We start from the raw sequence: 23,887 nt of genomic DNA on the forward strand, positions 1-23,887 counted from the left end.
CACGTGCGTTGATCCCCCTGAGAGGACCCTCCCCTGATGTTCTACGCGCCCAAGCACGCCCTGCCCACCCACCGCTCGACCGCCCGCCGGCGCGTCACCGGTGTCGCCGTCGCCGGTGCGACCGCCGCCGTCGGCACCGTCGCGACCGCGGGCTCCGCCTCCGCCGGCACCGTCTGGGACCGCGTCGCCGCGTGCGAGTCCGGCGGCAACTGGTCGATCAACACGGGCAACGGCTTCTACGGGGGCCTGCAGTTCCACCCGCGCACGTGGACCGGCTTCGGCGGCGGCCGGTACGCCGCGTACGCCCACCAGGCGAGCAAGTCGCAGCAGATCGAGATCGCCAAGAAGGTCCTCAAGGCCCAGGGCCCCGGCGCCTGGCCCGTGTGCTCGCGCCGTGCCGGCCTGACGACCGCAAACGGCCTGGCCGTCGGCACCGAGCCGCAGCGCGCCGCCCGCTCGCAGGTGCGCGTCTCCGAGAACGGCTACGTCGCCGTCGACGGCATCCGCGGCCGTCAGACCAACCGCGCCATCGAGAGCTGGATCGGCTCGCGCCAGGCGCGCAACGGCGTCCTCTCCGCGAAGTGGGAGGTGCACCGCCTCCAGCGCAAGGTCGGCGTGCCCGCCGCGCAGCGCAACGGCAACATCAACGACGCGACCTTCGTCTCCGCGCTCCAGCGCACGCTCGGCGTGAGCCGGACGGGCTCGTGGGACGTCAGGACGGTCAAGGCGCTGCAGAACCACCTCAACACGGTCGGCTGACCCGACCCGCGTCCAGCGAAGGGGGCCCGCTCACCACGGTGAGCAGGCCCCCTTCGTCACGCCACCCGAGCTGCCCCCAGCCTGTGGACCCCCGCCCCGCTGCGTCGCGAGCTATCGGCCCCGCTCCGTCGCGAGCTATCGGCCCCGCTCCGTCGCGAGCTACCACGCCGTACTGGTCGTGATCACCACCAGTACGGCGTGGTAGCCGGGGTCTGGACAGGCCGGGGTGGGGCGGATGGGGCCAGAGTTACAGGTCTGTATTTACGCGCCAGGTGTTGTTGGTGTGACTGGAGTGCACATAGCGTCGCGGACGGCTCCCGCGAGGACCCCCTGACCTCGCGCCAACCGAAAGGCCCGCCACATGCTCGCCACCACCGACTTCCCCGAACGCTCCTCCCTTCGCCGCCGCATGCGCCTGCGCGCCGGTGTCGCCGTCCTCGGCGCGACGGGTGCCGTCGTCGGCGGGATCGGCCTGGCGAGCAGCGCCGGCGCCGTCGGCACGGTCTGGGACCGCGTCGCCGCGTGCGAGTCCGGCCAGAACTGGTCGATCAACACCGGCAACGGCTACTACGGCGGGCTGCAGTTCTCCGCGCAGACGTGGAGCGGCTTCGGCGGCGGGCGCTACGCCGCCTACGCCCACCAGGCCACGCGCTCGCAGCAGATCGAGATCGCCCAGAAGGTGCTCCGGGTCCAGGGCCCCGGCGCCTGGCCGGTGTGCTCGCGTCGCGCGGGCCTGACCCGCACCAACGGCCTGGCCGTCAACCCCTACACCGGCGGCGACCGTCCCTCGCGCGACGACGCCCGCCCCCCGGTCACCTCGACCGGTGGCAAGCTCGCCGTCGACGGCGTCATGGGCCCGCGCACGAACGCCGGCATCGAGACCTGGGTCGGCGGCTCCGTCAACGGCTGGCTCGACACGAGCGACAAGATGAAGATGCAGGGCAAGCTCGGCGTCGCCCGCGACGGCGCCATCGGCCCGCTGACGACCAAGGCCCTCCAGCGTCGCGTCGGCGCCACCCCCGACGGCGCCTGGGGCCCGCAGACCACCTCGCGCCTGCAGAGCTACCTCAACGGCAACGTCCTGCGCTGACCCGCTCGCCCACCCGGGCGCACCGATGGCCGCGACCTGACAGGTCGCGGCCATCGGCATGCTGCGGCGACGGGGAGAGCTGGCGGGGGGACTCGAACCCCCAACCACCTGTTTACAAGACAGGTGCGCTGCCAGTTGCGCCACGCCAGCGGCGGCGGCCGGGGCCGCCCTGCGCCCCGCGCGGGACGCGGCCACGATGCTACGGCAGGGGAGGGGTCACCCCTTCGCCCGTCCTCGACGGTCGAGCTCCTCGGGGATCTCGCGGACGGGCACGACGACGACGTCGTCGACCTTCCAGTCCAGCCCCCGGGCGACCTGCGCGGCGTGCTCGAGGTCGCCGAGGTCGGGGGTGTGGCCGGCGTGCGGTACGACGAAGCTCTCGACGTGGAAGACGTGGCCCATGTCGCGCACGCGGCTGCCGCTGCGACGCACCCAGGCGATCTCCTCGAGCGCCTCGTCGACCTGGCGGGTCAGCGGGTGCGGCTGCGAGCCCTCGACCGTGCGGGCCTGCGAGTCGACGAGCGCCCCGGACGCGTGCCGGACGTTGGTCCAGCCGTCGTGGATGATCGAGAAGGAGATGGCGATGGCGACGACCGCGTCGGCCCACCACAGCCCGAGACCGATGCCGAGCACGCCTACGACCGTCCCGGCGGCGGTGCGCCAGTCGGCCTTCTGCATGTCGGCGTCGGCGTAGAGGACCCGGTCGTGCAGCGCGTCGGCGAGCGGCATCTTCATCCGTCCGAGGATCACCGGGCCGACACCCGTGTAGACCATGGCGGCGATCATCACCCAGCCCGCCCACACCGCGTGACCGAAGAGCTCGACGGTGGCGACCGGGGGGTGCTCGGCCTTGATCAGCCCCATCGCGGAGTCGACGGCGAGGTAGGTGCCCGTGCCGAGCAGGGCGACGGCTGCGGCGAGATGACCGGCGCCGACGGCGCGGTGGTAGCCGTACGGGTGGTCGGGGTCGACCGGGCGGCGGGCCCGGCGCTGGGCAAGGAGGAAGGCGATCGGCGGGGTGAAGGCGAGGAGGTCCTCGACCCACGCCGTCTTCATCGCCTGCGAGCTGCCCATCGCGAGGTAGACGACGGCGACGGCGGTCGTCATGAAGGCGATGGTCACCCACTCGAGGTGGATCGCGCGCGTCAGGGCCCGGCGCTGCTCGTCGGGCAGCTGGGTGCGGCCGAAGGACAGAGCCCCCTCGGTGCTCATGGCGCCCTCCCGTGGTCGTCGAGCCAGCGCTCGAGCGAGGACTGCAGGGCGTTCTCACCGGCCGGCACGGCCATGACGTGCGCGTGCCTGCCGTCCGGCCCGGAGATCTCGACGTAGGGACGGGTCATCCCGACCTTCGAGCTCCAGGCGCTCTTGTCGGTGAGCCCGCCGACGACGACGTCGACGTCGCCGCGCTCGAGGGCGGCGACGAGCGCCTCCTCGCCGTCGACCCGCCAGGTGGGGCGGGCGCCGAGCGACTCGGCCCACGCGGTGACGAGCTCTACCTCGGAGCCCGTCGGTGGGTCGGTCGTGACGTCGGTCCACGGCGGGTGGTGCGAGACCCCGACCCTCAGCTCGCCGGTGGAGCGGATCTGCTCCAGGGTGCCGTCGGGGTCGCGAGGGATGCTCGCGCAGCCGGTGAGCAGCGCGAGGACGAGCAGCAGAGCCGCCGCACGCATCGCTCAGCCAGACGTCTGGCCGTCGTCGACGACGAAGGAGGTGCGGGCGCCGTCGCCGTCACGGGCGATGAGACGCAGCTGGTTGCGGTGGAAGCCGTGGTCGATGCCCCACAGCACGGCCTGGCTGCGCGAGGAGACGCCCATCGTCCGGTAGGCGGCGCGGATGTACGACTTCACCGAGTTGATGCTCAGGTAGCACTGCTTGGCGATCTCCTGGTTGCTCAGCCCCTCGGTGACGAGCGCGATGACCTCGGACTGGCGCGGGGTCAGGCCCTGCTCCTGCCCGGGCCAGCCGGCCGCGCGGGGCTCGACGTCCGTCGCGGCCTGCGGGGTGAGCAGGGTCTCGCCGGCGCAGATCCGGCGCAGCGCGGAGACGAGCTCTTGGGCGCTCATCGACTTCGAGAGCACGCCGGACAGGCCGCGGTCGCGCGCCGCGGCGATGACCTCGGGCCCGGCGGCCCAGGTGTAGAGCACGGTGTGCCCGACCTTGTCGTCGGAGACGATCGTGTCGAGCTTGCGGGGGGCGTTCGACGGCGCGGCGAAGGCGTCGTACAGCGCGATGTCGACGGGCTGCGACAGCGGCATGTCGCAGTCCAGCTCGACGACGCGGATCTCGTCGGCGAAGGGGGCGAGCATGGCCGCGACGCCGTGGACGACGACCTCGTAGTCGTTGAGGACAGACAGGCGGATGGGCCCGCTGGGACCGGCTTCGTGCATGGGCCCAAAATAGCCCGTCCGATGCTCACTGCCGAGTCCGCGCATACACCCCAAGGGGGGTGTCTGCTCCCGCGTCCCGCGGGAGGCCTGCGTGCTTGTGTCGAGGGACGGCGCGAGACCTCGCGCCGACCCGACCGGGAAGCAGCCATGGCAGCCAAGAACACCTCCGAGGACGTCCGCGGGGCCGGCGACGAGCTCCACCAGCGCAGCGGCGGCGACAGCCCCCCGCTGACGACCGCGCACGGCGTGCCCGTCGAGGACGACCAGAACTCCCTTCGCGCCGGTGACCGGGGCCCGACCCTGCTCGAGGACGCGCACTTCCGCGAGAAGATCTTCCACTTCGACCACGAGCGCATCCCCGAGCGCGTGGTCCACGCCCGCGGCTACGGCGCGCACGGCGTCTTCGAGGCCTACGAGTCGCTCGCCGACATCACCCGGGCGAGCGTCTTCGCGCAGGCCGGCAAGAAGACCGAGGTCTTCGTGCGCTTCTCGACGGTCGCGGGCAACCTCGGCTCCTTCGACCTCGCGCGCGACGTCCGCGGCTTCGCGACGAAGTTCTACACCGACGAGGGCAACTGGGACCTCGTCGGCAACAACATCCCCGTCTTCTTCATCCAGGACGCGCTGAAGTTCCCCGACCTCGTCCACTCCGTCAAGGAGGAGCCGGACCGCGGCTTCCCGCAGGCGCAGTCGGCGCACGACACCTTCTGGGACTTCGCCTCGCTCATGCCCGAGTCGACCCACATGACCCTGTGGCAGATGTCGGACCGCGCGATCCCGCGCTCCTTCCGCACCATGCAGGGCTTCGGCGTGCACACCTTCCGCTTCGTCACCGCCGAGGGCAAGAGCTCCTTCGTGAAGTTCCACTGGACCCCGCTGCAGGGCATGCAGTCGGTCGTGTGGGACGAGGCGGTGAAGATCAACGGCGCCGACCCCGACTTCCACCGGCGCGACCTCTACGACGCCATCGAGTCCGGTGACTTCCCGCAGTGGGAGCTCGGCGTGCAGGTCTTCGACGACGACTTCGCCGACTCCTTCGACTTCGACGTCCTCGACGCGACGAAGATCATCCCCGAGGAGGTCCTGCCGGTCCGCCCCATCGGCCGGATGACCCTCGACCGCACGGTGACCAACGTCTTCGCGGAGACCGAGCAGGTCGCCTTCATGACGCAGAACGTGCCGCCGGGCATCGACTTCAGCGACGACCCGCTGCTCCAGGGGCGCAACTTCTCCTACCTCGACACCCAGCTCAAGCGGCTCGGCAGCACGAACTTCAGCCAGCTGCCGGTCAACGCGCCGCGCTGCCCCGTCGCGCACTTCCAGCGCGACGGCCACATGCAGACCTCGCTGCAGCCGGGGCGCGCGACCTACGAGCCGAACTCCTTCAGCGGCGCCGAGCGCGGTCCCCGCGAGGCCGGCGCCGAGGGCCACGTGCCCGTGCCGGAGCGCGTCGAGGGCACGACCCGGCGCATCCGCAGCGAGTCCTTCGCCGACCACTACAGCCAGGCGCGGCAGTTCTGGGTCAGCCAGACCCCGGTCGAGCAGGACCACATCGTCTCGGCCTACGTCTTCGAGCTCGGCAAGTGCGAGGTCGAGGCCATCCGCTCACGGATGGTCGCCAACCTGCGCAACGTCGACGAGGAGCTCGCCGGCCGGGTCGCGAAGGGCCTGGCCCTCGACCTGCCGGAGGCCAGCCCCGCCGCGGTCGAGACCCGCACCGACCTCGACCCCTCGCCGGCGCTGAGCATCCTGGCCAACGCCCCGGAGACCTTCGCCGGGCGCAAGCTGGGGCTGCTCCTCGGCGAGGGCGCGGACGCCGGCACCGTGGCCGCCGTCGAGAAGTCGGTCACCGACGCGGGCGGCATGGTCGAGGTCATCGCGATCGCCGTGGGGGGCACGACCCTCTCCGACGGTCGCCGCATCCCCGCGGACCAGGCGATCGCCGGGGCCCCCTCGGTGCTCTACGACGCCGTCGCGATCATCGCCGGCGATGCCGGCGGCGCGGCGCTCGCCGACGAGCCGGCCGCCCGTGACTTCGTCACCGACGCCTTCACCCACTTCAAGGTCATCGGGCTCGGGGGAGCGACGAGCACGCTCGTCGCCGCCGCCGGTCTCGACGGCAAGGTCGACGCCGACGACGCCGTCCTCACGGTGTCCGGCGCGGACGACGCGCAGACCTTCATCACCCGGTGCGCGGGACCCCGCCACTGGGACCGGGCCATCACGGCCTGACGAGAGGAGCAGCATGAGAGCACTCACCTGGCAGGGCACCCGCGACGTGCAGGTCGTCGACGTGCCGGACCCCCGCATCCAGGAGCCCACCGACGCCGTCATCAAGGTGACGTCGACGGCGATCTGCGGGTCCGACCTCCACCTCTACGAGCCCCTCGGGCCCTTCCTCGCCCAGGGCGACGTCCTCGGCCACGAGACGATGGGCGTCGTCGAGGAGGTCGGCGCCGAGGTCACCCACATCAAGCCCGGCGACCGCGTCGTCATCCCCTTCAACATCTCCTGCGGGCACTGCTGGATGTGCCGGCGCGGCTACACCGCCCAGTGCGAGACGACCCAGGTCACCTCGCAGGACAAGGGGGCGGCCCTCTTCGGCTACACCGAGCTCTACGGCTCGGTGCCCGGCGGCCAGGCGGAGTACCTGCGCGTCCCGCAGGCGCACTTCGGGCCGATCAAGGTGCCGGACGGGGTGCCCGACGAGCGCTTCCTCTACCTCTCCGACATCCTGCCCACCGCCTGGCAGGGCGTGGAGTGGGCCGAGGTGAGCGAGGGCGACACGCTGGCGGTCTTCGGGCTCGGCCCGGTCGGTCTGCTCGCCACGCGCATCGCCCGTCACCGCGGCATCCGTGTCATCGGTGTCGACAACGTGCCCGAACGGCTCTCCGCCGCCCAGGCGTACGGGGTCGAGGTGCTGAGCACCGACGAGGTCGACGACATCCCCTCGGCGATCAAGGAGATGACCGACGGCCGCGGCGCCGACGGCACCCTCGACGCGGTGGGCATGGAGGCGCACGGCACGCCGGTCCTCGGCGCGGCCGTAAAGGGCGCGGGACTGCTGCCCGACGCGATCGCCAAGCCGCTCATCAAGAAGGCCGGGGTCGACCGTCTCGCCGCGCTCTACGACTCCATCAAGTCCGTCCGTCGCGGCGGCACGGTCTCGGTGAGCGGGGTCTACGGGGGTCAGTCCGACCCGATGCCGATGATGGAGATGTTCGACCGCGGCATCGCGCTGCGGATGGGCCAGTGCCACGTGCGGCGCTGGGTCGACGACATCATCCCGGTCCTCACCGACGACGCCGACGTCTTCGGGGTCGAGACCCTCGCGACGCACCGGCTGCCGCTCGAGGACGCGCCGCACGGCTACGACATCTTCCAGAAGAAGGAAGACGGCTGCATCAAGGTCGTCCTCAAACCGTGAGCACCGACGCGTCCCACGCCGTCCCCGCGTCCGGGGGCGTCGCCCTCGTCGCGGGGGCGTCGCGCGGGCTCGGCTTGCTCGTGAGCATCGAGCTCGCCCGCCGCGGCTACCGGGTGCACGGCTGCGGCCGTGACGCAGGGACCCTCGACCGGGCCGCGACCATCGTCGCGGCCCGGTCCGGGCGTGGCGAAGGGGGAGCCGGCTCCCCCTTCGTCCCCGCGGTGTGCGACGTCCGCGACGCGGACGCCGTCGAGAGCTGGGTGCGCTCCGTCGTCGACCTCGAGGGCGGGGTCGACGTCGCGATCCACGTCGCCGGGATCATCCAGGTCGGGCCGGTGTCCTCGACGACGCTCGGGCACTTCCGTGACGCCGTCGACACGATGCTCATGGGCCCGGTCCACGTCGCGCTCGCCGTGCTGCCCTCGATGCGCGCCGCCGGCAGCGGGCGGATCGGTGTCGTCAGCTCCGTCGGCGGGGTCGTCAGCGTGCCGCACCTCCTGCCCTACTCCGTCGCGAAGTTCGGTGCCGTCGGGCTCACCGAGGGCCTGCGGGCCGAGCTCGCCGGGACCGGCGTCACCGCGACGACCGTCGTGCCCGGCCTCATGCGCACCGGCGGCCACGTCGCCGCCCAGCTCGTCGGGGACGCCGAGCGCGACTACGCGTGGTTCGCCCCCGGCGCCTCGCTGCCGGTGCTGTCGATCGGGGCCGAGCGCGCGGCCCGGCGCATCGTCGACGGCGTGCTCGCCGGCCGCTCGCAGGTCGAGCTCACCCCCCTGACGATGATCGGGCGACGCGTCCACGGCATCGCCCCCGCCCTCACCGTCGGCGTCATGGGGCTCGCCGCCCGGCTGCTGCCCGACGGGCCCGACCGCGGCCCGTCGATGTCCGCCGAGCGTCCCCGGGTCACCGGGGCCACGGCTCGAGAGCGCCTCGGCTCCCGCGTCGTCGACGCCCTGAGCGTCCTCGGCGACCGCGCCGCCCGCCGCACCAACGAGCGCGTGGACGGCGGCGCATGAGCCTGCGACCCGACCCCGGCCTCGTCGACCGCGCGCGCACCCTCGGGGCGGCCGTCGCCGACGGCGGGGACCTCGACGAGGTGCTCGCCCTCGCCCGCGAGCTGAGCCCGACGGCCCAGCGCCTCGGGTCGGACAGCGCGCCCTACCTCACCGCGCTGCTCTCGGTCGGCGCGGGCGACCTCACGGTCGCCCGGGTCGTCGAGCCGCACCTCGACGCCGTCGCGATCCTCGCCCAGAGCGCCGTCGCGCACGAGACGAGCGACGTGACGAGCGACGGCGTGTGGGGCGTGTACGCCGCCGAGGGCCCCGGTCACCACCTGGCCGGCACGCCGGACGAGCACGGCGCCTGGACGCTCACCGGTCGCAAGCCCTGGTGCTCGCTGGCCTCCGAGGTGAGCCATGCCGTCATCACCGCCCACACCGGTCCGGGCATGCGACGCGCCTTCGCCGTCGACCTCGGGCACCCGGGCGTCTCGCACCCCGAGCAGCGGTGGGTCTCGCGCGGGCTGACCCGGGTGCGCTCGACGAGCCTCGAGCTCGACGGCGTGCCCGCCCTCCCTCTCGGCGAGGACGGCTGGTACCTGCGACGCCCGGGCTTCGCCTGGGGCGGGATCGGCGTCGCTGCCGTGTGGCTCGGTGCGGCGACGGCGCTGCGCGACGCGCTCTGCGCCGCGAGCGCCCGACGAGAGCCCGACCAGGTGGCCCTCGTGCACCTCGGCCGAGCCGACACCCTGCTCCATGCCGCGACCAGCGTGCTCGGCGACGCGGCCCGGGCGATCGACGCCGGGCAGGCCACCGGGGGCGCGGGCGAGCTGCTCGCGGCGCGGGTCCGGGCGACGTGCGCCGAGGCCGCCGAGGAGCTCGTGCGCATCACCGGCCACGCCCTCGGGCCGGGCCCGCTCACCGGCGACGAGGAGCACGCCCGACGGGTCGCCGACCTCACCGTCTACGTCCGCCAGCACCACGCCGAGCGCGACCTCGCCCGGCTCGGCTCCCTCGTGCTCGGGGGCGGGCGATGAGCGGGCCCCGCCCCTTCGACGCCGCCGACCCCGGCACGGACGAGGCGACCTGGCTGCTCGACCCGCGGTGGGACACGGTGCCCTCGACGTCGGCAGCGGACCTCGTCGCCCCCTTCGAGCAGGTCGTCGTCCTCGCCCCCCACCCCGACGACGAGAGCCTCGGCCCGGGCGGGGTCCTCGCGGCCGCCGCGGCCGCCGGGATCCCCACCCACGTCGTCCTCGCCTCCGACGGCGAGCGCTCGCACCCGCAGGGATCGACCGACCCCGCCGCGCTCGCCGCGGTGCGGCGCGAGGAGGTCGCCGCCGCGGTGGCGCACCTCGGCGCCTCGGTCGAGCTGCACCGCCTCGCCCTCCCGGACGGCGGGCTCGCCGACCACGTCGAGACGATGGCCGCGGCGGTCGTCGACCTCGTCGGCGACCGGCTCGCCCTCGTCCTCGCCCCGTGGCGCGAGGACGGGCATCCCGACCACCACGCGGCCGCCGACGCGGCCTGCCTCGTCGAGCGCACGACGCAGGCCCAGGTGGCCCTCGTGCCCGTGTGGCTGTGGCACTGGGCCACCCCCGACGAGCTGCCGTGGGACCAGCTCGAGCTCGTCGACCTCGGGCCGGCCGAGCTCCGCGCGAAGGCTGCCGCCGTGGCGAGCCACCGCAGCCAGGTCGAGCCGCTCGGCCCGGGGCACGGCGACGGCGTGCTGCTGGGGCAGCACGTGCGCGTGCGCTTCGAGCGGGTCGTCGAGACGATCATCCGCACGACGCCGCTGCCCCGCGTCCCCCGCGAGGACGGGTCCTGGGAGCGCGGCGCGGCCTTCGACGCGATGTACGCCGCCGACGACGACCCGTGGGACTTCGGGTCCTGGTACGAGCGGCGCAAGCGGGCGCTGACGCTCGCCGTGCTCGCGAAGGAGCGCTACGGCCGGGTGCTCGACCTCGGCTGCGCGACCGGTGAGCTCACCCACGGGCTCGCCGGGCGGGCCGACGCGATCACCGCGGTCGACCTCAGCGAGAGCGCGCTCGAGATGGCCCGTGCCCGTCCGCCGGCGCGCTCGGCGCCGCAGGTCCGGTGGGTGCAGGGCGAGTGCCCCGACGTCCTGCGCGAGCTGCTCGAGACCGGCGAGGACTACGACCTCGTCGTGCTCTCCGAGATCGGCTACTTCCTCACCGGCTCCGAGCTGCTCTCGACGCTGCGGTCGGTCCGTCGGCTGCTCGCGGACGGCGGCGAGCTCGTGCTCGTCCACTGGAGCCACCCGACGGCCGACATCCCGCTCGACGGCGTCGCCGTGCACGCCCAGGTGCGCTCCGTGCTCGGCGAGCCACGGGTCGCCTACCGCGACGCCGACGTGCTCCTCGACGTCTACGGCGGGCAGGTCCGGTGAGCGACCGGGTCGCGCGGGTCGCCGTCGTCGTGCCCGCCCGCGACGAGCAGCTGCTCGTCGGCTCGTGCCTGGCGGCCCTGCTCACGAGCCGCGACCACCTCCGGCGCTCACGCCCCGACGTCGTCGTCGACCTGCTCGTCGTCCTCGACCGCTGCACCGACGCCACGGCACCGGTCGTCGCGGCCGCCGGTGTCTCCGCGGTCGTCAGCGACCACGGCCAGGTGGGCGCGGCCCGCGCGGCCGGCGCCCGGGGCGTGCTCGCCCGGTCCCGTGCCGCCGGGGTGCCCGACGACGCGCTGTGGCTCGCCTCGACCGACGCCGACACCGTCGTGCCGGTCGACTGGCTGGCCGTCCAGGTCGAGCTCGCCGAGGGCGGCCTCGACGCCGTCGTCGGCACCGTCGAGCCCGGTGACGTGGAGGACCCGCGGGCCCTCCTCGCCTGGCACTGCCGCCACGAGCTCGGCGAGGGCCACCCCTACGTGCACGGCGCCAACCTCGGCGTGCGCGCCAGCACCTACCTCGCCGTCGGCGGGTACCCGCCCCTCCCGCTCCACGAGGACGCCGTCCTCGTCGACGCAGTCCGCGCGACCACCGACCGCTGGGTCGCCACGGACCGCACCCGCGTCTGCAGCTCCGGCCGTCGTGCCGGCCGCTGCGACGGGGGCTTCGCCACCTACATCGACGAGATCACCAGAGAGGCGGTCTAGATGCGCATCGCGGTCCTCGCGACGTCTCGTAACCCCCTTCGCCAGCCCTGGCTCGGGGGCCAGGAGTCGCACACCGGCCTGCTCGCGCAGGCCCTGCGCGCTCGAGGGCACCACGTGACGTTGCACGCCCGGCCCGGGTCGGACCCGGCGCTGGCCGACGAGATCGTGCCCTACCCCGACCTGCCGCCGTTGTCGGTGGCGGCCGCCGCAGACCCCGACGTGCCCCCGCTCGCGATGATGCGCGACCACGCGGCCTTCACGAGCGCGATGTCGCTCCTGCTGCGCGACGGCGGGGTCGACCTCGTGCACAACCAGAGCCTGCACCACCTGCCGCTCGCGATGAGCGCGGTCCTCGACCTCCCCCTCGTCACGACCCTGCACACCCCGCCCCTGCCGATGATGGAGATGGGCGTCGCGCTCGCCGACCCGCGCAACCGCTACGTCGGCGTGAGCCAGACGACGGCCCGAGCCTGGACGACCCTGCCGCAGCCCGCGACGGTCATCCGCAACGGCGTGCCCACCGGTGGCGGCCCTCCCGGCCCGGGCGGCGACCACCTGCTGTGGGTCGGTCGGATCACCGCCGAGAAGGGCGTCGACATCGCCATCGCCGTCGCCCGGGCCATGGGGTGCCGGCTGCGCATCGCCGGGCCCGTCTACGACCCCGAGTACTTCGAGTCCGTCATCGCCCCGGTGCTCGGCCCCGACGTCGAGCTGCTCGGCCACCTCAGCTCCGAGGAGCTCGTGCACGAGCGCGACCACAGCGCCGTGAGCCTGGTGACCTCGCGCTGGGAGGAGCCCTTCGGTCTCGTCGCGGCCGAGTCGATGGTGCGCGGCACCCCGGTCGTCGCGCTCGACCGTGGGGGTCTGCGCGAGGTCGTCGGGCCGCGCGGCGGTGTGCTCGTGCCGGGCCAGGAGGACGACGGGCTCGTCTGCCGCGTCGTCGAGGGGGTACGGGCGGCCCTCCGCCTCGACCGCCAGGACGTCGCGGACTGGGCGCGCAGCACCCACGACATCGAGCTCATGGTCGACCGCTACGAGCAGCTCTTCGAGGACGTCGTGAGGTCGCGATGAAGGTCGGGATCTACGTGCACCACCACGGCGCAGGCCACCTGCGCCGGGCCCGCTCGATCGCCGAGGAGCTGCGCGCACGGGGGGCCGAGGTCACCCTGCTCGGCTCGCGCGGCGACGTCGACATCGCCCTGCCCCGCGACGACGACGGGCCGCCCGCCGACCTCGTCGGCACCACCGCCGACGGGCAGCTGCACTGGGTCCCCCTCCGCCACGAGGGACTGCGCGAGCGGATGGCGGCGGTCGCCGCCTGGGTCGCGCAGGAGGACCCCGCCGTCATGGTCGTCGACGTCTCCGTCGAGGTCACCGCCTTCGTCCGCCTGCTCGGCGTCCCCGTCGTCGTCGTCGCCCAGCCCGGGCTGCGCGACGACCCGGCCCACGAGCTCGGCTGCCGCCTCGCCGAGGCGATCATCGCGCCCTGGCCCTCGTCGGTCTGCCCGGCGCCGCACCTGCGCCGCTGGGAGGACAAGGTCGCCCACGTCGGCGGGATCAGCGCGCTGCGCCCCGGCCCGCCGGTGCCCCGCGAGCCGCTCGCCGTCCTCCTCGGCGGGGGTGACGGCTGGCCCGACCCCGCGCTGCCCGAGATGGTCACCTCGGCCGTGCCCGACCTGCGCTGGCAGGTCGTCGGCGGGTCGAGCTGGGTGAGCGACCTCGGACCGCTGCTCCAGCGGGCCTGCGTCGTCGTCAGCCACGCGGGCCAGAACGCGGTCGCGGATCTCGCCGCCCTCGAGGTGCCGGCGGTCGTGGTGCCGCAGCCGCGCCCCTTCGACGAGCAGGACTGGATGGGTCTCGCCCTCGCCCAGGGCCGCTACTGCGTCACCGTCGGCGCGGCCCTCGCCGCGCACCCCGAGGAGGTCGACTGGTCGCACGTCGTCCACGCGGCCCAGGACTTCCCCACCCGGTGGCAGGACTGGGGCACCGACGGGGCCGCCGAGCGAGCCGCCGAGGTCATCCTGAGGGTCGGCCGTGGCTGAGGGCACCGTCGTCGTCACCGTCGCGCACGGGCGCCACGACCACCTGCTGCGCCAGCGCCGCCTGCTGCGCGAGGTGGCCCCCGGCACCCCGCACGTCGTCGTCGCGATGGACGACGCACAGATCGTCGCCCTGCTGCGCGACGACCCCCACGTCGGCGTCGTCGAGGTGGCCGGCCACCCCGACGGGCTGCCGCTCGCCGCCGCCCGCAACGCGGGCGTCTCGACCGCGCTGGACTCCGGCGCCGATCTCGTCGTCCTGCTCGACGTCGACTGCCTGCCCGGACCGGGACTGCTCGAGGGCTACGAACGGGCCGCGGCCCAGGTGCCCGACGACCTGCTCTGCGGGCCGGTCACCTACCTGCCCGAAGGGGTCCTGCCCGAGCTGGCCGACGAGCTCGCCGGGCTCTCCCGGCCGCACCCCGCCCGTCCGGCACCCCCGCCGGGGGAGCTCGTGAGGGACGGCGACCACGACCTCTTCTGGTCGCTCTCCTTCGCCGTCACCCCGTCGACCTGGCGCACGCTCGGCGGCTTCTGCGAGGAGTACGTCGGGTACGGCGGCGAGGACACCGATCTCGCGTGGACGGCCCGCGACCGCGGCGTCGGGCTCACCTGGGTGGGCGGCGCGCAGGCGTACCACCAGTGGCACCCCGTCTCCTCGCCGCCGGTCGAGCACGTCGTCGACATCGTGCGCAACGCCCGTGTGGCGCACCGGCGGTGGGGCCGCTGGCCGATGCGTGGATGGTTGGCCGAGCTCGAGGCGCTCGGGCTCGTGCGCTGGGAGGCCGACGGACCGGTGGTTGCGGGGGAGTCGGTCCCCGGCCCTACCATCGGCTCGTGATCACCCAGCAGCGCGTCCTCGCGACCCAGATCCCCGGCCCGCGGTCGGTCCAGATGCAGCAGCGCAAGCTCGCCGCCGTCGCCGACGGGGTCGGCACCGGCCTGCCGGTCTACGTCGAGGCCGCCGAGGGCGGCATCGTGCGTGACGTCGACGGCAACCAGCTCATCGACTTCGGCTCCGGCATCGCCGTGACGAGCGTGGGCAACCGCAACCAGCGCGTCATGGACGCCGTGACCGCGCAGGTGCAGGACTTCACCCACACGTGCTTCATGGTCACCCCCTACGAGGAGTACCTCGAGGTGTGCGAGGCGCTCGCCGAGGTCACTCCCGGCGACCACGCGAAGAAGTCCGCGCTCTTCAACTCCGGCGCCGAGGCGGTCGAGAACGCCGTGAAGATCGCGCGGCACGCGACCGGCCGCAGCGCGGTCGTCGCCTTCGACCACGGCTACCACGGCCGCACCAACCTCACGATGGCGCTCACGGCGAAGAACATGCCGTACAAGGACGGCTTCGGCCCCTTCGCGGGCGAGGTGTACCGGGCGCCGATGGCCTACCCCTACCGCTGGCTCACCGGCGAGAAGCAGTGCGCCGACGAGGCCTTCGACGCCTTCACCTCGATGGTCCACGCGCAGGTCGGCGAGCAGAACTGCGCAGCCGTCATCCTCGAGCCGATCCAGGGCGAAGGGGGATTCATCGTCCCGCCCGCCGGGTGGACGAAGCGGGTGGCCGACTGGTGCCGCGAGCACGGCATCCTCTTCGTCGCCGACGAGGTGCAGTCGGGCTTCTGCCGCACCGGTGACTGGTTCGCCAGCGACCACGAGGGCGTCGTCCCCGACCTCATGACGACGGCCAAGGGCATCGCCGGCGGCATGCCGCTCGCGGCGGTCACCGGTCGCGCCGAGCTCATGGACGCCGTCCACGGCGGCGGTCTCGGCGGCACCTACGGCGGCAACCCCGTCGCCTGCGCGGCGGCCCTCGCGAGCATCGAGACGATGCGCGAGGAGGACCTCGCCGGGCGCGCCCGCGAGATCGAGGCGATCCTCGTCCCGCGCCTGCAGGCGCTCGCCGACTCGACGGGCGTCATCGGCGAGGTCCGCGGCCGGGGCGCGATGATCGCGATCGAGCTCGTGTCGGACCTCGACCTCAAGACGCCGGCGCCCCAGCTGGCCGCCGCGGTCAACGCCGCGTGCCACGAGCGCGGTCTCGTCACCCTCACCTGCGGCACCTACGGCAACGTCTTCCGCTTCCTGCCCCCGCTCACCATCGGCGACGACCTCCTCGCCGAGGGGCTCGACATCCTCGAGGAGGCCTTCGCGCAGGCCCTGCGCTGACCCCCTTCGCCGTGCCCACGCCGTCTCCCGTCCGCGGGAGGCGGCGTGCGTCACATCCGGGGGAGTTGTCTACGACACCGCGTAGTACTACATTGGGTAGTGCCAGCAGGAAGGGATCCTGCCGGACCCGGTTCCCGATCAGGAGGACACCATGACCGCCACACAGGACGCCCGCCGCACCACCGGTGCGCACGTCACCCACCACGAGGACGTCGTCCGCTCGCCGATCGCGCGGTACGTCATGGGCGCGCTGCGCGTCGTCCTCGGCTTCACCTTCCTCTGGGCCTTCGTCGACAAGCTCTTCGGCTTCGGCTACACGACCCCGGCCGGCGCCGGCTGGCTCGACGGCGGCTCGCCGACGACGGGCTTCCTCACGAAGAACCCCGCGGTCACCGAGGGCCCCCTCGGCGACGTCTTCGCCGGCTTCGCCGGCGGGGTCTGGGACTGGCTCTTCATGGCCGGTCTGCTCGGCATCGGCGTCGCGGTCCTGCTCGGCGCGGGCATGAAGGTCGCCGCCTGGGCGGGTGTCGTCCTCCTCGGCCTCATGTACCTCGCCGAGCTGCCGATCGGCCGTCCGGATGCCGGCTTCACCAACCCGCTCGTCGACAGCCACTGGGTCGAGGCGCTCGCGCTGCTCGCCCTGGCCTACACCTTCAGCGGTGACACCCTCGGCATCGGCCGGTGGTGGGGCCGGGTCGTCGGCGACGGCTTGCTGCGCTGACCGCGCCGCACCCTGACGGCTCCCCGGGAGATCTCCCGGGGAGCCGTCAGGCATCTCCCGGCGAAGGGGGAGGAGGCGTCGGCTAGCGTCGGCCCGGGACGACCGCCGGGTCGCCCCGGCTGACGGACGGAGACGGCATGCGTGCGGAGACCCTCGCCTGGCTCGACGCGCGCAGCTCGAGCCACGAGGACTGGCCGCTCGCCGATCTCGTCGCCCGCAAGGTCGCCGGCGGCACCCGGGTGAGCGTCGTCGTCCCCGCGAAGGACGAGGCCGCCACCGTGGCCGACGTCGTCGGGGGGATCCGCGCCGAGCTCGTCGAGCGAGCCGCGCGCGACCACGGGCACCCGCTCGTCGACGAGCTCGTCGTCGTCGACTCCGACTCCCGCGACGGCACCGCCGAGATCGCGCGGGCCGCGGGCGCGGTCGTCCACGCGAGCGCCGCGATCCGCCCCGACCTCGGCACCCACCCCGGCAAGGGCGAGGCGCTGTGGAAGTCGCTCTTCGTCACCAGCGGCGACCTCCTCGTCTTCGTCGACGCCGACCTCCGGCTGTGGGGCACCCACTTCGTCACGGGGCTGCTCGGCCCGCTGCTCGCCCACCCGCAGACCCAGCTCGTCAAGGGTTACTACGACCGGGTGCTCGACCGCGAGGGCGAGGCCGCGAGCACCCAGGGCGGTCGGGTGACCGAGCTCGTCGCCCGGCCGCTTCTCGACCTGTGGTGGCCCGAGCTGGCCGGCGTCATCCAGCCGCTCGCGGGGGAGTGGGCGGCGCGCCGCGAGCTCATGAGCTCGCTCGCCGTGCCGACCGGCTACGGCGTCGAGATCGCGACCCTGCTCGACACCTACGCGCGGTACGGCCTCGACGCGATCGCCCAGGTCGACCTCGGCGTCCGCGCCCACGAGCACCAGCAGGACCACGACCTGGCCGTCATGGCCGCCGAGCTGCTCGCCGTCGCCCGCTCGCGGTGCGACGGCGACCCGGGGGCGCCGCGTGCCGCGGTGCTCCAGCAGCACACCCGGGCCGAGGGCTGGCGGGAGCGGCCGGTGCCGCTCGCCGTGCGACCACCGGCCGCCGACGTGCCCGGGGCGACCCCGGGCGGAGGAGGACCCCGATGAGCCTGCGCCTGGGGCGGCGCACCTTCGCCGACACCGATCTGCTCGTCATGGCGATCGTCAACCGCACGCCCGACTCCTTCTACGACCGCGGGGCGACCTTCGCCGACGACACGGCGATGGCCCGGGTCGACGCCGTCGTCGCGCAGGGCGCCGACCTCGTCGACATCGGCGGGGTCAAGGCGGCGCCGGGCGGTGAGGTGTCGGTCGCCGAGGAGGTCGACCGGGTCGTCGGCTTCGTCGCCGCCGTGCGCGAGCGACACCCCGACCTCGTCATCAGCGTCGACACATGGCGCCACGAGGTCGCCCGCGAGGTGTGCGCCGTCGGCGCCGACGTGCTCAACGACGCCTGGGGCGGGGTCGACCCGCGGCTGCTCGACGTCGCCGCCGAGCACGGAGCGGCCGTCGTGTGCACGCACACAGGCGGTGCCGCCGTGCGCACGCGGCCCTTCCGCACCGGCTACGACGGCGACGTCGTGCGCCACGTCCTCGACGGCGTCCTCGACTACGCCCACCGCGCGGTGGCCGCGGGCGTCGACCGTGAGTCGGTGCTCGTCGACCCGGCGCACGACTTCGGCAAGAACACCCACCACACGCTCGAGGTGACACGGCGTCTCGACGAGATGGTGCAGGCGGGGTGGCCGGTCCTCGTCTCGCTGTCGAACAAGGACTTCGTCGGCGAGACCCTCGACCGGCCCGTCGACGAGCGGGTCGTCGGCACGCTCGCGACGACCGCGGTCTCCGCCTGGCTCGGTGCGCGCGTCTACCGGGTGCACGAGGTCGCCGAGACGCGTCAGGTCCTCGACATGGTCGCGACCCTCCGCGGCGAGCGCCCGCCGGCCCGCACGGTGCGAGGTCTGGCATGAGCCTCGTCGCCGCGGTCGTCGTCCCCGCCGCCCCCGCCCTGCTGCCCGGTCTCGGTGGCTCGGCCGACCCGCTCGGCCCCCTTCGCTCGACCGCCCGCGACGTGGTCGCCGAGGCCCTCGCCGCGGCGCCGGGTGCACGGGTGGTCGTCGTCGCGTCCGCGACCCATCGCGAAGGGGGAGCCGCCCGTCGCCCGGTGCGCCAGGAGTGGCCGCTCGACGCGCCGTCCGGGGCGGCCCGGTACACGCACGGCCGGGTCATGCCCGACGCCCTGCCGACGGGGCTGGAGATCGGGCGCGAGCTGCTCGACGGCCTCGGCGCGGGCGAGCGGGTCCGTCTGGTCAGCGTGGCCGACGACGCGGCGCCGCCGGAGTGCGCGACCCTCGGTGCCCGGCTCGTCGCGGACGCCCCGACGGTGCTCGTCGTCGTCGGCGACGGGTCCGCGACCCGCACCCTCAAGGCCCCGGGCCACCTCGACGAGCGCAGCGAGGACTTCGACGCGGCCCTCTCGCAGGCGCTGGCAGCCGTCGACGGCCCGGCCCTGCTCGCCGTCGACCCCCACCTCGCGGACGCCCTGTGGTGCCGGGGCCGCCCCGCCCTGCAGGTCCTCGGCGGCGCCGCTTCGCAGGCGAGCGCGCTGCACGGCCGCGTCGTGCTCGACGTGGCGCCCTACGGCGTCGGCTACCTCGTCGCGACCTGGCTCCCGCGCTGACGCGCTACGGCGCAGAACTGGTCGCGATCGCGACCACTACTGCGCCGTAGCGGGGGCCGATGCGGGGCCGGGCTCGTCCCGCAGGGCGGCGAAGGCGTCGTCCACGGCTGCTCGTGCCTGGTGCGGTGTCACCCCGAGGGCGGCGATCTCGGCGACGAAGACCGCGGCCGAGCGTCGCAGGCGCGCCTCCGCTCCGCCGCTCACCGGGTGCCAGGCCCGGGTGCCCCCGCCGCGGCGCGTCTGCACCAGCCCGGCGGCCTCCAGCTCCTTGTAGGCGCGGGCCACCGTGCCGGTCGCCAGACCGAGGTCGCCGGCGAGCTGGCGGACGGATGGCAAGCGCTCGTCGTGCGGGATCTGACCGGTCTCGATGAGGGCCGCGAGCTGGCGACGGACCTGCTCGAAGGGAGGGGTGGGGTCCGCGACGTCGACGCTCACCTCGCTCATCGGCCGGCCACCTCTCTCGGCTGCGCGGTGGGCATCGCGACGAGGGCCGGTCGGACGAGCAGGCTGCTCGCCGCCCAGGCCGTGCCGAAGCACGCGGCGAGAGCGAGGGCCCCGCACAGCAGCGCCAGTGCGCCGTAGCCCGTCGGCCGGCAGCTCGCCCCCGCCAGGCCGGCGGTCATGAGGACAAGGACCGGCACGAGGGTCACGCAGGACGCGAGCGTCAGGCCGAGGAGGACGTCTCGTGCCGACCAACGTCGCATCGCGGCGTCGAGGGCGCGGTCCTGCGAGACCACCGGCCGCCGCGCCACGACGACGAGCGTGACCGCGGCGAGCAGGGCTGCCAGGGTGAGCGCTGCGGCGACGGGGAGGGCGTAGAACGACCCGGGCCAGGGCCCGCGCAGGTGCGAGACCTCCAGCCCCGAGGCATCGACGCACCGGGTCGCGAGCGCGCGACCGGCCCGTCCGAGGTCGTCCGCGTCGCCCAGGGCGGTCCCGAGGGCGAGAGTCGCCGCGACGGCCCCCAGCGCCACGGCGGCGGTCCGGGCATGCGCCCGCGGGAGCACCTCGAGCACCGAGCGCGGCGCGAGGCTCGCCGTGCGGACCCGGGTCGCGGCCCGGCGCACCGTGAGCTCCGCGAGGCAGCAGCCGGCGAGGAAGACCAGTGCGGCGAGGGCGGGCCCGGCCGAGGCGACCTGACCGGGGCCGCCCAGGCCGCCGCCGGCACCGGAGGTCACGGCGACACCGGTGACCGCGGCCGCGACGAGCGCCCCGAGACGCAGGAGCACGAGCCGGCGGTGGGTCCGCGCGACCTCGTCGTGAGCCTCGGGCGGCACGACGAGGGACTGGCGCCGCAGGACGGCCACGACGACCCCGGCGACGAGCGCCAGCAGGGCGAGGGGGAGGACGAGCAGACCGGCCATGACCACTCCTTGTATCAAGCGACTACGACAAGCAGAGGATCCACCCGTCGGTCACCTTGTGTCAAGGAGGCAGGACAAATGTCAGCGCGGGGGCATCCGCAGCGCGCCGTCGAGGCGGATGACCTCGCCGTTGAGCATCGAGTTGTCGACGACGTGGGCGACGAGCTTCGCGTACTCCGCCGGCTGGCCGAGGCGCGAGGGGTGCGGCACCTGCGCCTCGAGGACGGCCGTCGCCTCGGCGGGCAGGCCCGCGAGCATCGGGGTGGCGAAGGTCCCCGGCGCGATCGTCGTGACGCGGACGGCCTTGTCGGCCAGGTCGCGGGCCGCGGAGAGCGTGAGCCCGACGACGCCCCCCTTCGAGGAGGCGTAGGCGGCCTGGCCGACCTGGCCGTCGTAGGCGGCGATGGAGGCGGTCATGACGACGACGCCCCGGTCGCCGTCGACCGGCTCGAGCTCGGCCATCGCGGCGGCGGCGAGGCGCAGGACGTTGAAGGTGCCGACGAGGTTGACCTCGATCACCTGGCGGAAGGTCTCGAGGGCGAGCGGGCCCTTGCGGCCGACGACCCGGCCGGGCGTGCCGATCCCGGCGCAGGTGACCGCGATGCGCAGCTCGCCGAGCTCGGAGGCGGCCGCGACGGCGGCGAGGACCTGGTCCTCGTCGCGCACGTCGGTGGCGACGAAGCGGGCTCGCTCCCCGAGCTCGGCGGCGAGCTGCTCGCCGGGGCTCGAGGCGAGATCGGCGATGACGACGGCGGCCCCCAGGTCGTGGAGGTGGCGGGTCGTGGCCTCGCCGAGGCCCGAGGCCCCGCCGGTGACCAGGGCGACGGTGGTGTCCGTGATGCGCATGGCCGCGAGCATAGTGAGCCAGACGACCTCCACCCCGCTGGCCGGACCCGGGGGCTCGCGGGAGAGACTCTGTGCTCATGACCCCTGCTGAGCGCACGCCCCTCGAGGCCGCCGTCGACCGCTGGGGCGGCCGGCTCGAGACCGTCGACCTCGACGGCGACGCGCACATGGCCGTCTTCGCCGGTCCGGAGGGGGCGAGCGCCACCCCGGCCGTCCTCGTGCACGGGCTCGGGGGGCACGTGACGAACTGGGTCCTGCTCGCCGACGAGCTGCGCCGCGAGCGCGACGTCTACGCCGTCGACCTCGGCGGTCACGGGCTGACCCGCGCCGACGTGCACGCGCCGAGCGTCGGGTCCAACGCCCAGCTCGTACGCCGCTTCGTCGACGAGGTCGTCCTGCCGCGCACCGGCGCCGACGAGGTGCTCCTCGTCGGCAACTCGATGGGCGGGCTCGTCGTCACCCTCGTCGCCTCGCGGGACGAGCGCGGGATCGCCGGGGTCGTCCTGCTCAATCCGGCGCTGCCGGCGCCGCGCAGCCGTCCCCACGTGCAGGCGCGCACCCTCGCCACCCTCGTGCGGCCCGCCCTGAGCCGCGCGGTGCGCACGCGCCGCGGCACTCCGATCACCCTCGAGGAGGAGGTCGAGCGCTCGCTGCGGATGTGCGTCGGCGACTGGAGCCGGATGGACCGCGACGCCCTCGACGCCCATGTCGTGATGGCGCGCAGCCAGCACGGCTTCACCGAGCTGGCCCGCGCGCAGACCGAGGCGGGGCGCACGATGATCGCCGCCCTCGGGCGTCACCGCGTCGTCGCCGAGCGGCTGCGCCGGATGTCGGTGCCGGTGCTCCTCGTGCACGGCACCGAGGACCGGCTCGTCGACGTCTCAGCAGCCCGCTGGGCGGCGAAGGTCGCCACGGACATCACCTACGAGGAGCTCAGCGGTGTCGGCCACGTGCCGATGCTCGAGATCCCGGCCCAGACCGCCGAGATCGTGCGGCGCTGGGAGCGCGAGCACGTCGGGCACTGACCGGCTCGCCGGCCGGTGCCTGCGCCGGCGCGCGCCTCAGCGCACCGAGCGCAGCAGGTCCCGCGAGATGACGAGACGCTGGATCTGGTTGGTCCCCTCGAAGATCTGCGTCACCTTCGCCTCGCGGAAGTAGCGCTCGACGGGGAAGTCAGCGGTGTAGCCGGCGCCGCCGAGCACCTGGATCGCGTCGGTCGTCACGCGCATCGCGGCGTCGGTCGCGACGAGCTTGGCCACCGCGGCCTGGCGGCCGAAGGCGCGCCCGGCGTCGCGCAGCCGCGCGGCGTGGAGGTAGGTCGCCCGGGCCGAGGTGACCGCGGCCTCCATGTCGGCGAGGAGGAAGGCCAGGCCCTGGTTGTCGGCGATGCTCCGCCCGAACTGCTGGCGCTCGGCCGCGTACCGGGCGGCGGCATCGAGGGCGCCCTGTGCCAGACCGGTCGAGGCGGCGGCGATGCCGAGGCGGCCGGCGTCGAGGGCGGACAGGGCGATCGTCATGCCCTGGCCGATCTCGCCCACCCGGTGGTCGTCGGCGACCGGCACGTCCTCGTAGTAGACCTCGCGCACGGTGTCGCCGTGCAGGCCCATCTTGCGCTCGGGGGTGCCGAAGGTCAGGCCGGGCGCGTCCGCGGGCACGACGAAGCACGTGATGCCCCGGCCGCCGTCGTCGCTCGTCCGGGCGAAGGTCGTGTAGAAGTCGGCGTGCCCGGCGTGGCTGATCCACGCCTTGCGGCCCCGGACGACCCAGCCGTCGTCGGTGCGCGTCGCCCGGGTCGTCATCGAGCCGACGTCGGAGCCGGCGAGGGGCTCGGAGAGCGCGTAGGCGCCGAGCTGAGTACCGGAGAGCATCTCCGGGAGCATCCGCTGCTGCTGCTCCGGGGTGCCGAAGGCCGCCACCGGGTAGCAGGTGAGCCCGTGCACGGAGGTGCCGACGGCCACCGACATCCACACCGAGGCGATCTCCTCGACGACCTGGAGGTAGACCTCGTAGGCCTGACCACCGCCGCCGAGCTCTTCCGGGTAGGGCAGCGAGAGCAGACCGGCCTCGCCGAGCTCGGCGAAGACCTCGCGCGGGAAGACCTCACCGCCCTCCGCGGCGCGCTCGGTCTCGTCGACGGCCGGGCGCAGCACCCGGTCGCAGATCGTGCGGGTCATCTCGATGAGGTCGTCACCGATCTCCGTGGGCATGAGCCGGGTTGCGGGCATGTCTCGCAGCGTAGACGAGCGGGCCTCGAGACCACCCAGCCCCGTGTGGTGCCA

The 23,887-nt window shown here is 74.3% G+C and carries 24 protein-coding genes and 1 tRNA gene; 17 read left to right on the forward strand and 8 right to left on the reverse strand.

Annotated features, from left to right (window positions below):
• Window positions 1-36: 36 nt before the first annotated feature.
• The gene (locus LIV55_RS17190) at window positions 37-759 is read left to right on the forward strand and encodes a transglycosylase family protein (RefSeq protein WP_308012893.1); all 723 of its coding nucleotides are present in this window, start codon (window positions 37-39) and stop codon (window positions 757-759) included.
• Window positions 760-1,120: 361 nt separating this feature from the next.
• A complete protein-coding gene (locus tag LIV55_RS08670) occupies window positions 1,121-1,849 on the forward strand; it encodes a transglycosylase family protein (protein ID WP_229299923.1) in 729 nt (242 codons plus the stop codon).
• 77 nt (window positions 1,850-1,926) lie between these two features.
• On the opposite strand, the gene LIV55_RS08675 is transcribed toward LIV55_RS08670, so the two are convergent.
• The 4 genes from LIV55_RS08675 to LIV55_RS08690 all read right to left on the reverse strand — a co-directional run bounded on the left by LIV55_RS08675 (window position 1,927) and on the right by LIV55_RS08690 (window position 4,236).
• Window positions 1,927-1,999 (reverse strand) — tRNA-Thr (locus tag LIV55_RS08675).
• 66 nt (window positions 2,000-2,065) lie between these two features.
• A complete protein-coding gene (locus LIV55_RS08680; RefSeq protein ID WP_123093533.1) occupies window positions 2,066-3,061 on the reverse strand; it encodes a cation diffusion facilitator family transporter in 996 nt (331 codons plus the stop codon).
• Window positions 3,058-3,519, reverse strand: coding sequence for a transporter substrate-binding domain-containing protein (locus LIV55_RS08685; protein WP_229299924.1), 462 nt, complete (start codon window positions 3,517-3,519; stop codon window positions 3,058-3,060). Before LIV55_RS08685 ends, LIV55_RS08680 begins: the two co-directional genes overlap by 4 nt.
• 3 nt (window positions 3,520-3,522) lie before the next feature.
• A complete protein-coding gene (locus LIV55_RS08690) occupies window positions 3,523-4,236 on the reverse strand; it encodes a helix-turn-helix transcriptional regulator (protein ID WP_229299925.1) in 714 nt (237 codons plus the stop codon).
• 147 nt (window positions 4,237-4,383) lie between these two features.
• On the opposite strand from LIV55_RS08690, the gene LIV55_RS08695 reads away from it, so the two are divergent.
• The 14 genes from LIV55_RS08695 to LIV55_RS08760 all read left to right on the forward strand — a co-directional run bounded on the left by LIV55_RS08695 (window position 4,384) and on the right by LIV55_RS08760 (window position 19,398).
• Window positions 4,384-6,468, forward strand: a complete 2,085-nt coding sequence (locus tag LIV55_RS08695) for a catalase (RefSeq protein ID WP_224766851.1) — start codon at window positions 4,384-4,386, stop codon at window positions 6,466-6,468.
• Between the two features lie 13 nt (window positions 6,469-6,481).
• On the forward strand, window positions 6,482-7,663 hold the full coding sequence (locus LIV55_RS08700; RefSeq protein ID WP_123093530.1) for a zinc-dependent alcohol dehydrogenase: 1,182 nt from the start codon (window positions 6,482-6,484) through the stop codon (window positions 7,661-7,663).
• A complete protein-coding gene (locus tag LIV55_RS08705; protein WP_229299926.1) occupies window positions 7,660-8,679 on the forward strand; it encodes an SDR family NAD(P)-dependent oxidoreductase in 1,020 nt (339 codons plus the stop codon). Before LIV55_RS08700 ends, LIV55_RS08705 begins: the two co-directional genes overlap by 4 nt.
• The gene (locus LIV55_RS08710) at window positions 8,676-9,698 is read left to right on the forward strand and encodes an acyl-CoA dehydrogenase family protein (RefSeq protein ID WP_229299927.1); all 1,023 of its coding nucleotides are present in this window, start codon (window positions 8,676-8,678) and stop codon (window positions 9,696-9,698) included. The genes LIV55_RS08705 and LIV55_RS08710 overlap by 4 nt, the downstream gene beginning before the upstream one ends.
• Window positions 9,695-11,071: a bifunctional PIG-L family deacetylase/class I SAM-dependent methyltransferase gene (locus tag LIV55_RS08715; RefSeq protein ID WP_191563753.1), complete on the forward strand. Its 1,377-nt coding sequence runs from the start codon at window positions 9,695-9,697 to the stop codon at window positions 11,069-11,071. Before LIV55_RS08710 ends, LIV55_RS08715 begins: the two co-directional genes overlap by 4 nt.
• On the forward strand, window positions 11,068-11,778 hold the full coding sequence (locus LIV55_RS08720) for a glycosyltransferase (RefSeq protein ID WP_123093526.1): 711 nt from the start codon (window positions 11,068-11,070) through the stop codon (window positions 11,776-11,778). Before LIV55_RS08715 ends, LIV55_RS08720 begins: the two co-directional genes overlap by 4 nt.
• Window positions 11,779-12,849 carry a glycosyltransferase gene (locus tag LIV55_RS08725; protein ID WP_191563755.1) on the forward strand — a complete coding sequence of 357 codons (1,071 nt, stop codon included), beginning with the start codon at window positions 11,779-11,781 and terminating at the stop codon, window positions 12,847-12,849. It abuts the gene before it with no gap.
• Complete coding sequence (locus LIV55_RS08730; RefSeq protein ID WP_123093524.1) at window positions 12,846-13,820, forward strand: glycosyltransferase; 975 nt, start codon at window positions 12,846-12,848, stop codon at window positions 13,818-13,820. Before LIV55_RS08725 ends, LIV55_RS08730 begins: the two co-directional genes overlap by 4 nt.
• Window positions 13,813-14,658, forward strand: a complete 846-nt coding sequence (locus LIV55_RS08735) for a glycosyltransferase family 2 protein (RefSeq protein ID WP_229299928.1) — start codon at window positions 13,813-13,815, stop codon at window positions 14,656-14,658. Before LIV55_RS08730 ends, LIV55_RS08735 begins: the two co-directional genes overlap by 8 nt.
• Window positions 14,659-14,711: 53 nt before the next feature.
• The gene (gene gabT / locus LIV55_RS08740) at window positions 14,712-15,989 is read left to right on the forward strand and encodes a 4-aminobutyrate--2-oxoglutarate transaminase (RefSeq protein ID WP_229300360.1); all 1,278 of its coding nucleotides are present in this window, start codon (window positions 14,712-14,714) and stop codon (window positions 15,987-15,989) included.
• A 151-nt stretch (window positions 15,990-16,140) separates the two neighbouring features.
• Entirely contained in the window at window positions 16,141-16,710 is a 570-nt protein-coding gene (locus LIV55_RS08745) for a DoxX family protein (RefSeq protein WP_229299929.1), read from the forward strand.
• Window positions 16,711-16,847: 137 nt separating this feature from the next.
• Window positions 16,848-17,825: a glucosyl-3-phosphoglycerate synthase gene (locus LIV55_RS08750; protein WP_229299930.1), complete on the forward strand. Its 978-nt coding sequence runs from the start codon at window positions 16,848-16,850 to the stop codon at window positions 17,823-17,825.
• Window positions 17,822-18,688, forward strand: a complete 867-nt coding sequence (folP, locus tag LIV55_RS08755; protein ID WP_229299931.1) for a dihydropteroate synthase — start codon at window positions 17,822-17,824, stop codon at window positions 18,686-18,688. The genes LIV55_RS08750 and folP overlap by 4 nt, the downstream gene beginning before the upstream one ends.
• The gene (locus LIV55_RS08760) at window positions 18,685-19,398 is read left to right on the forward strand and encodes a class III extradiol ring-cleavage dioxygenase family protein (protein WP_229299932.1); all 714 of its coding nucleotides are present in this window, start codon (window positions 18,685-18,687) and stop codon (window positions 19,396-19,398) included. The genes folP and LIV55_RS08760 overlap by 4 nt, the downstream gene beginning before the upstream one ends.
• Before the next feature lie 36 nt (window positions 19,399-19,434).
• On the opposite strand, the gene LIV55_RS08765 is transcribed toward LIV55_RS08760, so the two are convergent.
• The 3 genes from LIV55_RS08765 to LIV55_RS08775 all read right to left on the reverse strand — a co-directional run bounded on the left by LIV55_RS08765 (window position 19,435) and on the right by LIV55_RS08775 (window position 21,608).
• Window positions 19,435-19,842 (reverse strand): GntR family transcriptional regulator, encoded by a 408-nt coding sequence (locus LIV55_RS08765; RefSeq protein ID WP_068269774.1) that lies wholly within the window; start codon window positions 19,840-19,842, stop codon window positions 19,435-19,437.
• A complete protein-coding gene (locus tag LIV55_RS08770) occupies window positions 19,839-20,762 on the reverse strand; it encodes a hypothetical protein (protein ID WP_201467762.1) in 924 nt (307 codons plus the stop codon). The genes LIV55_RS08765 and LIV55_RS08770 overlap by 4 nt, the downstream gene beginning before the upstream one ends.
• Before the next feature lie 81 nt (window positions 20,763-20,843).
• Window positions 20,844-21,608 carry an SDR family NAD(P)-dependent oxidoreductase gene (locus LIV55_RS08775; RefSeq protein WP_068272145.1) on the reverse strand — a complete coding sequence of 255 codons (765 nt, stop codon included), beginning with the start codon at window positions 21,606-21,608 and terminating at the stop codon, window positions 20,844-20,846.
• Between the two features lie 77 nt (window positions 21,609-21,685).
• On the opposite strand from LIV55_RS08775, the gene LIV55_RS08780 reads away from it, so the two are divergent.
• A complete protein-coding gene (locus tag LIV55_RS08780) occupies window positions 21,686-22,633 on the forward strand; it encodes an alpha/beta fold hydrolase (RefSeq protein WP_191563763.1) in 948 nt (315 codons plus the stop codon).
• 36 nt (window positions 22,634-22,669) lie between these two features.
• Here LIV55_RS08780 and LIV55_RS08785 read toward each other — a convergent pair whose 3' ends face one another.
• Window positions 22,670-23,833, reverse strand: a complete 1,164-nt coding sequence (locus LIV55_RS08785; RefSeq protein ID WP_229299933.1) for an acyl-CoA dehydrogenase family protein — start codon at window positions 23,831-23,833, stop codon at window positions 22,670-22,672.
• Window positions 23,834-23,887: the final 54 nt, after the last annotated feature.

Origin of the sequence: Janibacter melonis (assembly GCF_020567375.1) — a bacterium.
Classification (GTDB): Bacteria; Actinomycetota; Actinomycetes; order Actinomycetales; family Dermatophilaceae; genus Marihabitans; species Marihabitans melonis.

Coding starts and splice junctions, on each gene's coding strand:
- LIV55_RS08760 (WP_229299932.1), top strand. CDS start 18,685: ATGAGCCTCGTCGCCGCGGTCGTCGTCCCCGCCGCCCCCGCCCTGCTG.
- LIV55_RS08785 (WP_229299933.1), bottom strand. CDS start 23,833: ATGCCCGCAACCCGGCTCATGCCCACGGAGATCGGTGACGACCTCATC.
- folP (WP_229299931.1), top strand. CDS start 17,822: ATGAGCCTGCGCCTGGGGCGGCGCACCTTCGCCGACACCGATCTGCTC.
- LIV55_RS08690 (WP_229299925.1), bottom strand. CDS start 4,236: ATGCACGAAGCCGGTCCCAGCGGGCCCATCCGCCTGTCTGTCCTCAAC.
- LIV55_RS08765 (WP_068269774.1), bottom strand. CDS start 19,842: ATGAGCGAGGTGAGCGTCGACGTCGCGGACCCCACCCCTCCCTTCGAG.
- LIV55_RS08710 (WP_229299927.1), top strand. CDS start 8,676: ATGAGCCTGCGACCCGACCCCGGCCTCGTCGACCGCGCGCGCACCCTC.
- LIV55_RS08770 (WP_201467762.1), bottom strand. CDS start 20,762: ATGGCCGGTCTGCTCGTCCTCCCCCTCGCCCTGCTGGCGCTCGTCGCC.
- LIV55_RS08730 (WP_123093524.1), top strand. CDS start 12,846: ATGAAGGTCGGGATCTACGTGCACCACCACGGCGCAGGCCACCTGCGC.
- LIV55_RS08685 (WP_229299924.1), bottom strand. CDS start 3,519: ATGCGTGCGGCGGCTCTGCTGCTCGTCCTCGCGCTGCTCACCGGCTGC.
- LIV55_RS08780 (WP_191563763.1), top strand. CDS start 21,686: ATGACCCCTGCTGAGCGCACGCCCCTCGAGGCCGCCGTCGACCGCTGG.
- LIV55_RS08725 (WP_191563755.1), top strand. CDS start 11,779: ATGCGCATCGCGGTCCTCGCGACGTCTCGTAACCCCCTTCGCCAGCCC.
- LIV55_RS08670 (WP_229299923.1), top strand. CDS start 1,121: ATGCTCGCCACCACCGACTTCCCCGAACGCTCCTCCCTTCGCCGCCGC.
- LIV55_RS08680 (WP_123093533.1), bottom strand. CDS start 3,061: ATGAGCACCGAGGGGGCTCTGTCCTTCGGCCGCACCCAGCTGCCCGAC.
- gabT (WP_229300360.1), top strand. CDS start 14,712: ATGCAGCAGCGCAAGCTCGCCGCCGTCGCCGACGGGGTCGGCACCGGC.
- LIV55_RS08775 (WP_068272145.1), bottom strand. CDS start 21,608: ATGCGCATCACGGACACCACCGTCGCCCTGGTCACCGGCGGGGCCTCG.
- LIV55_RS08745 (WP_229299929.1), top strand. CDS start 16,141: ATGACCGCCACACAGGACGCCCGCCGCACCACCGGTGCGCACGTCACC.
- LIV55_RS08750 (WP_229299930.1), top strand. CDS start 16,848: ATGCGTGCGGAGACCCTCGCCTGGCTCGACGCGCGCAGCTCGAGCCAC.
- LIV55_RS08695 (WP_224766851.1), top strand. CDS start 4,384: ATGGCAGCCAAGAACACCTCCGAGGACGTCCGCGGGGCCGGCGACGAG.
- LIV55_RS17190 (WP_308012893.1), top strand. CDS start 37: ATGTTCTACGCGCCCAAGCACGCCCTGCCCACCCACCGCTCGACCGCC.
- LIV55_RS08700 (WP_123093530.1), top strand. CDS start 6,482: ATGAGAGCACTCACCTGGCAGGGCACCCGCGACGTGCAGGTCGTCGAC.
- LIV55_RS08715 (WP_191563753.1), top strand. CDS start 9,695: ATGAGCGGGCCCCGCCCCTTCGACGCCGCCGACCCCGGCACGGACGAG.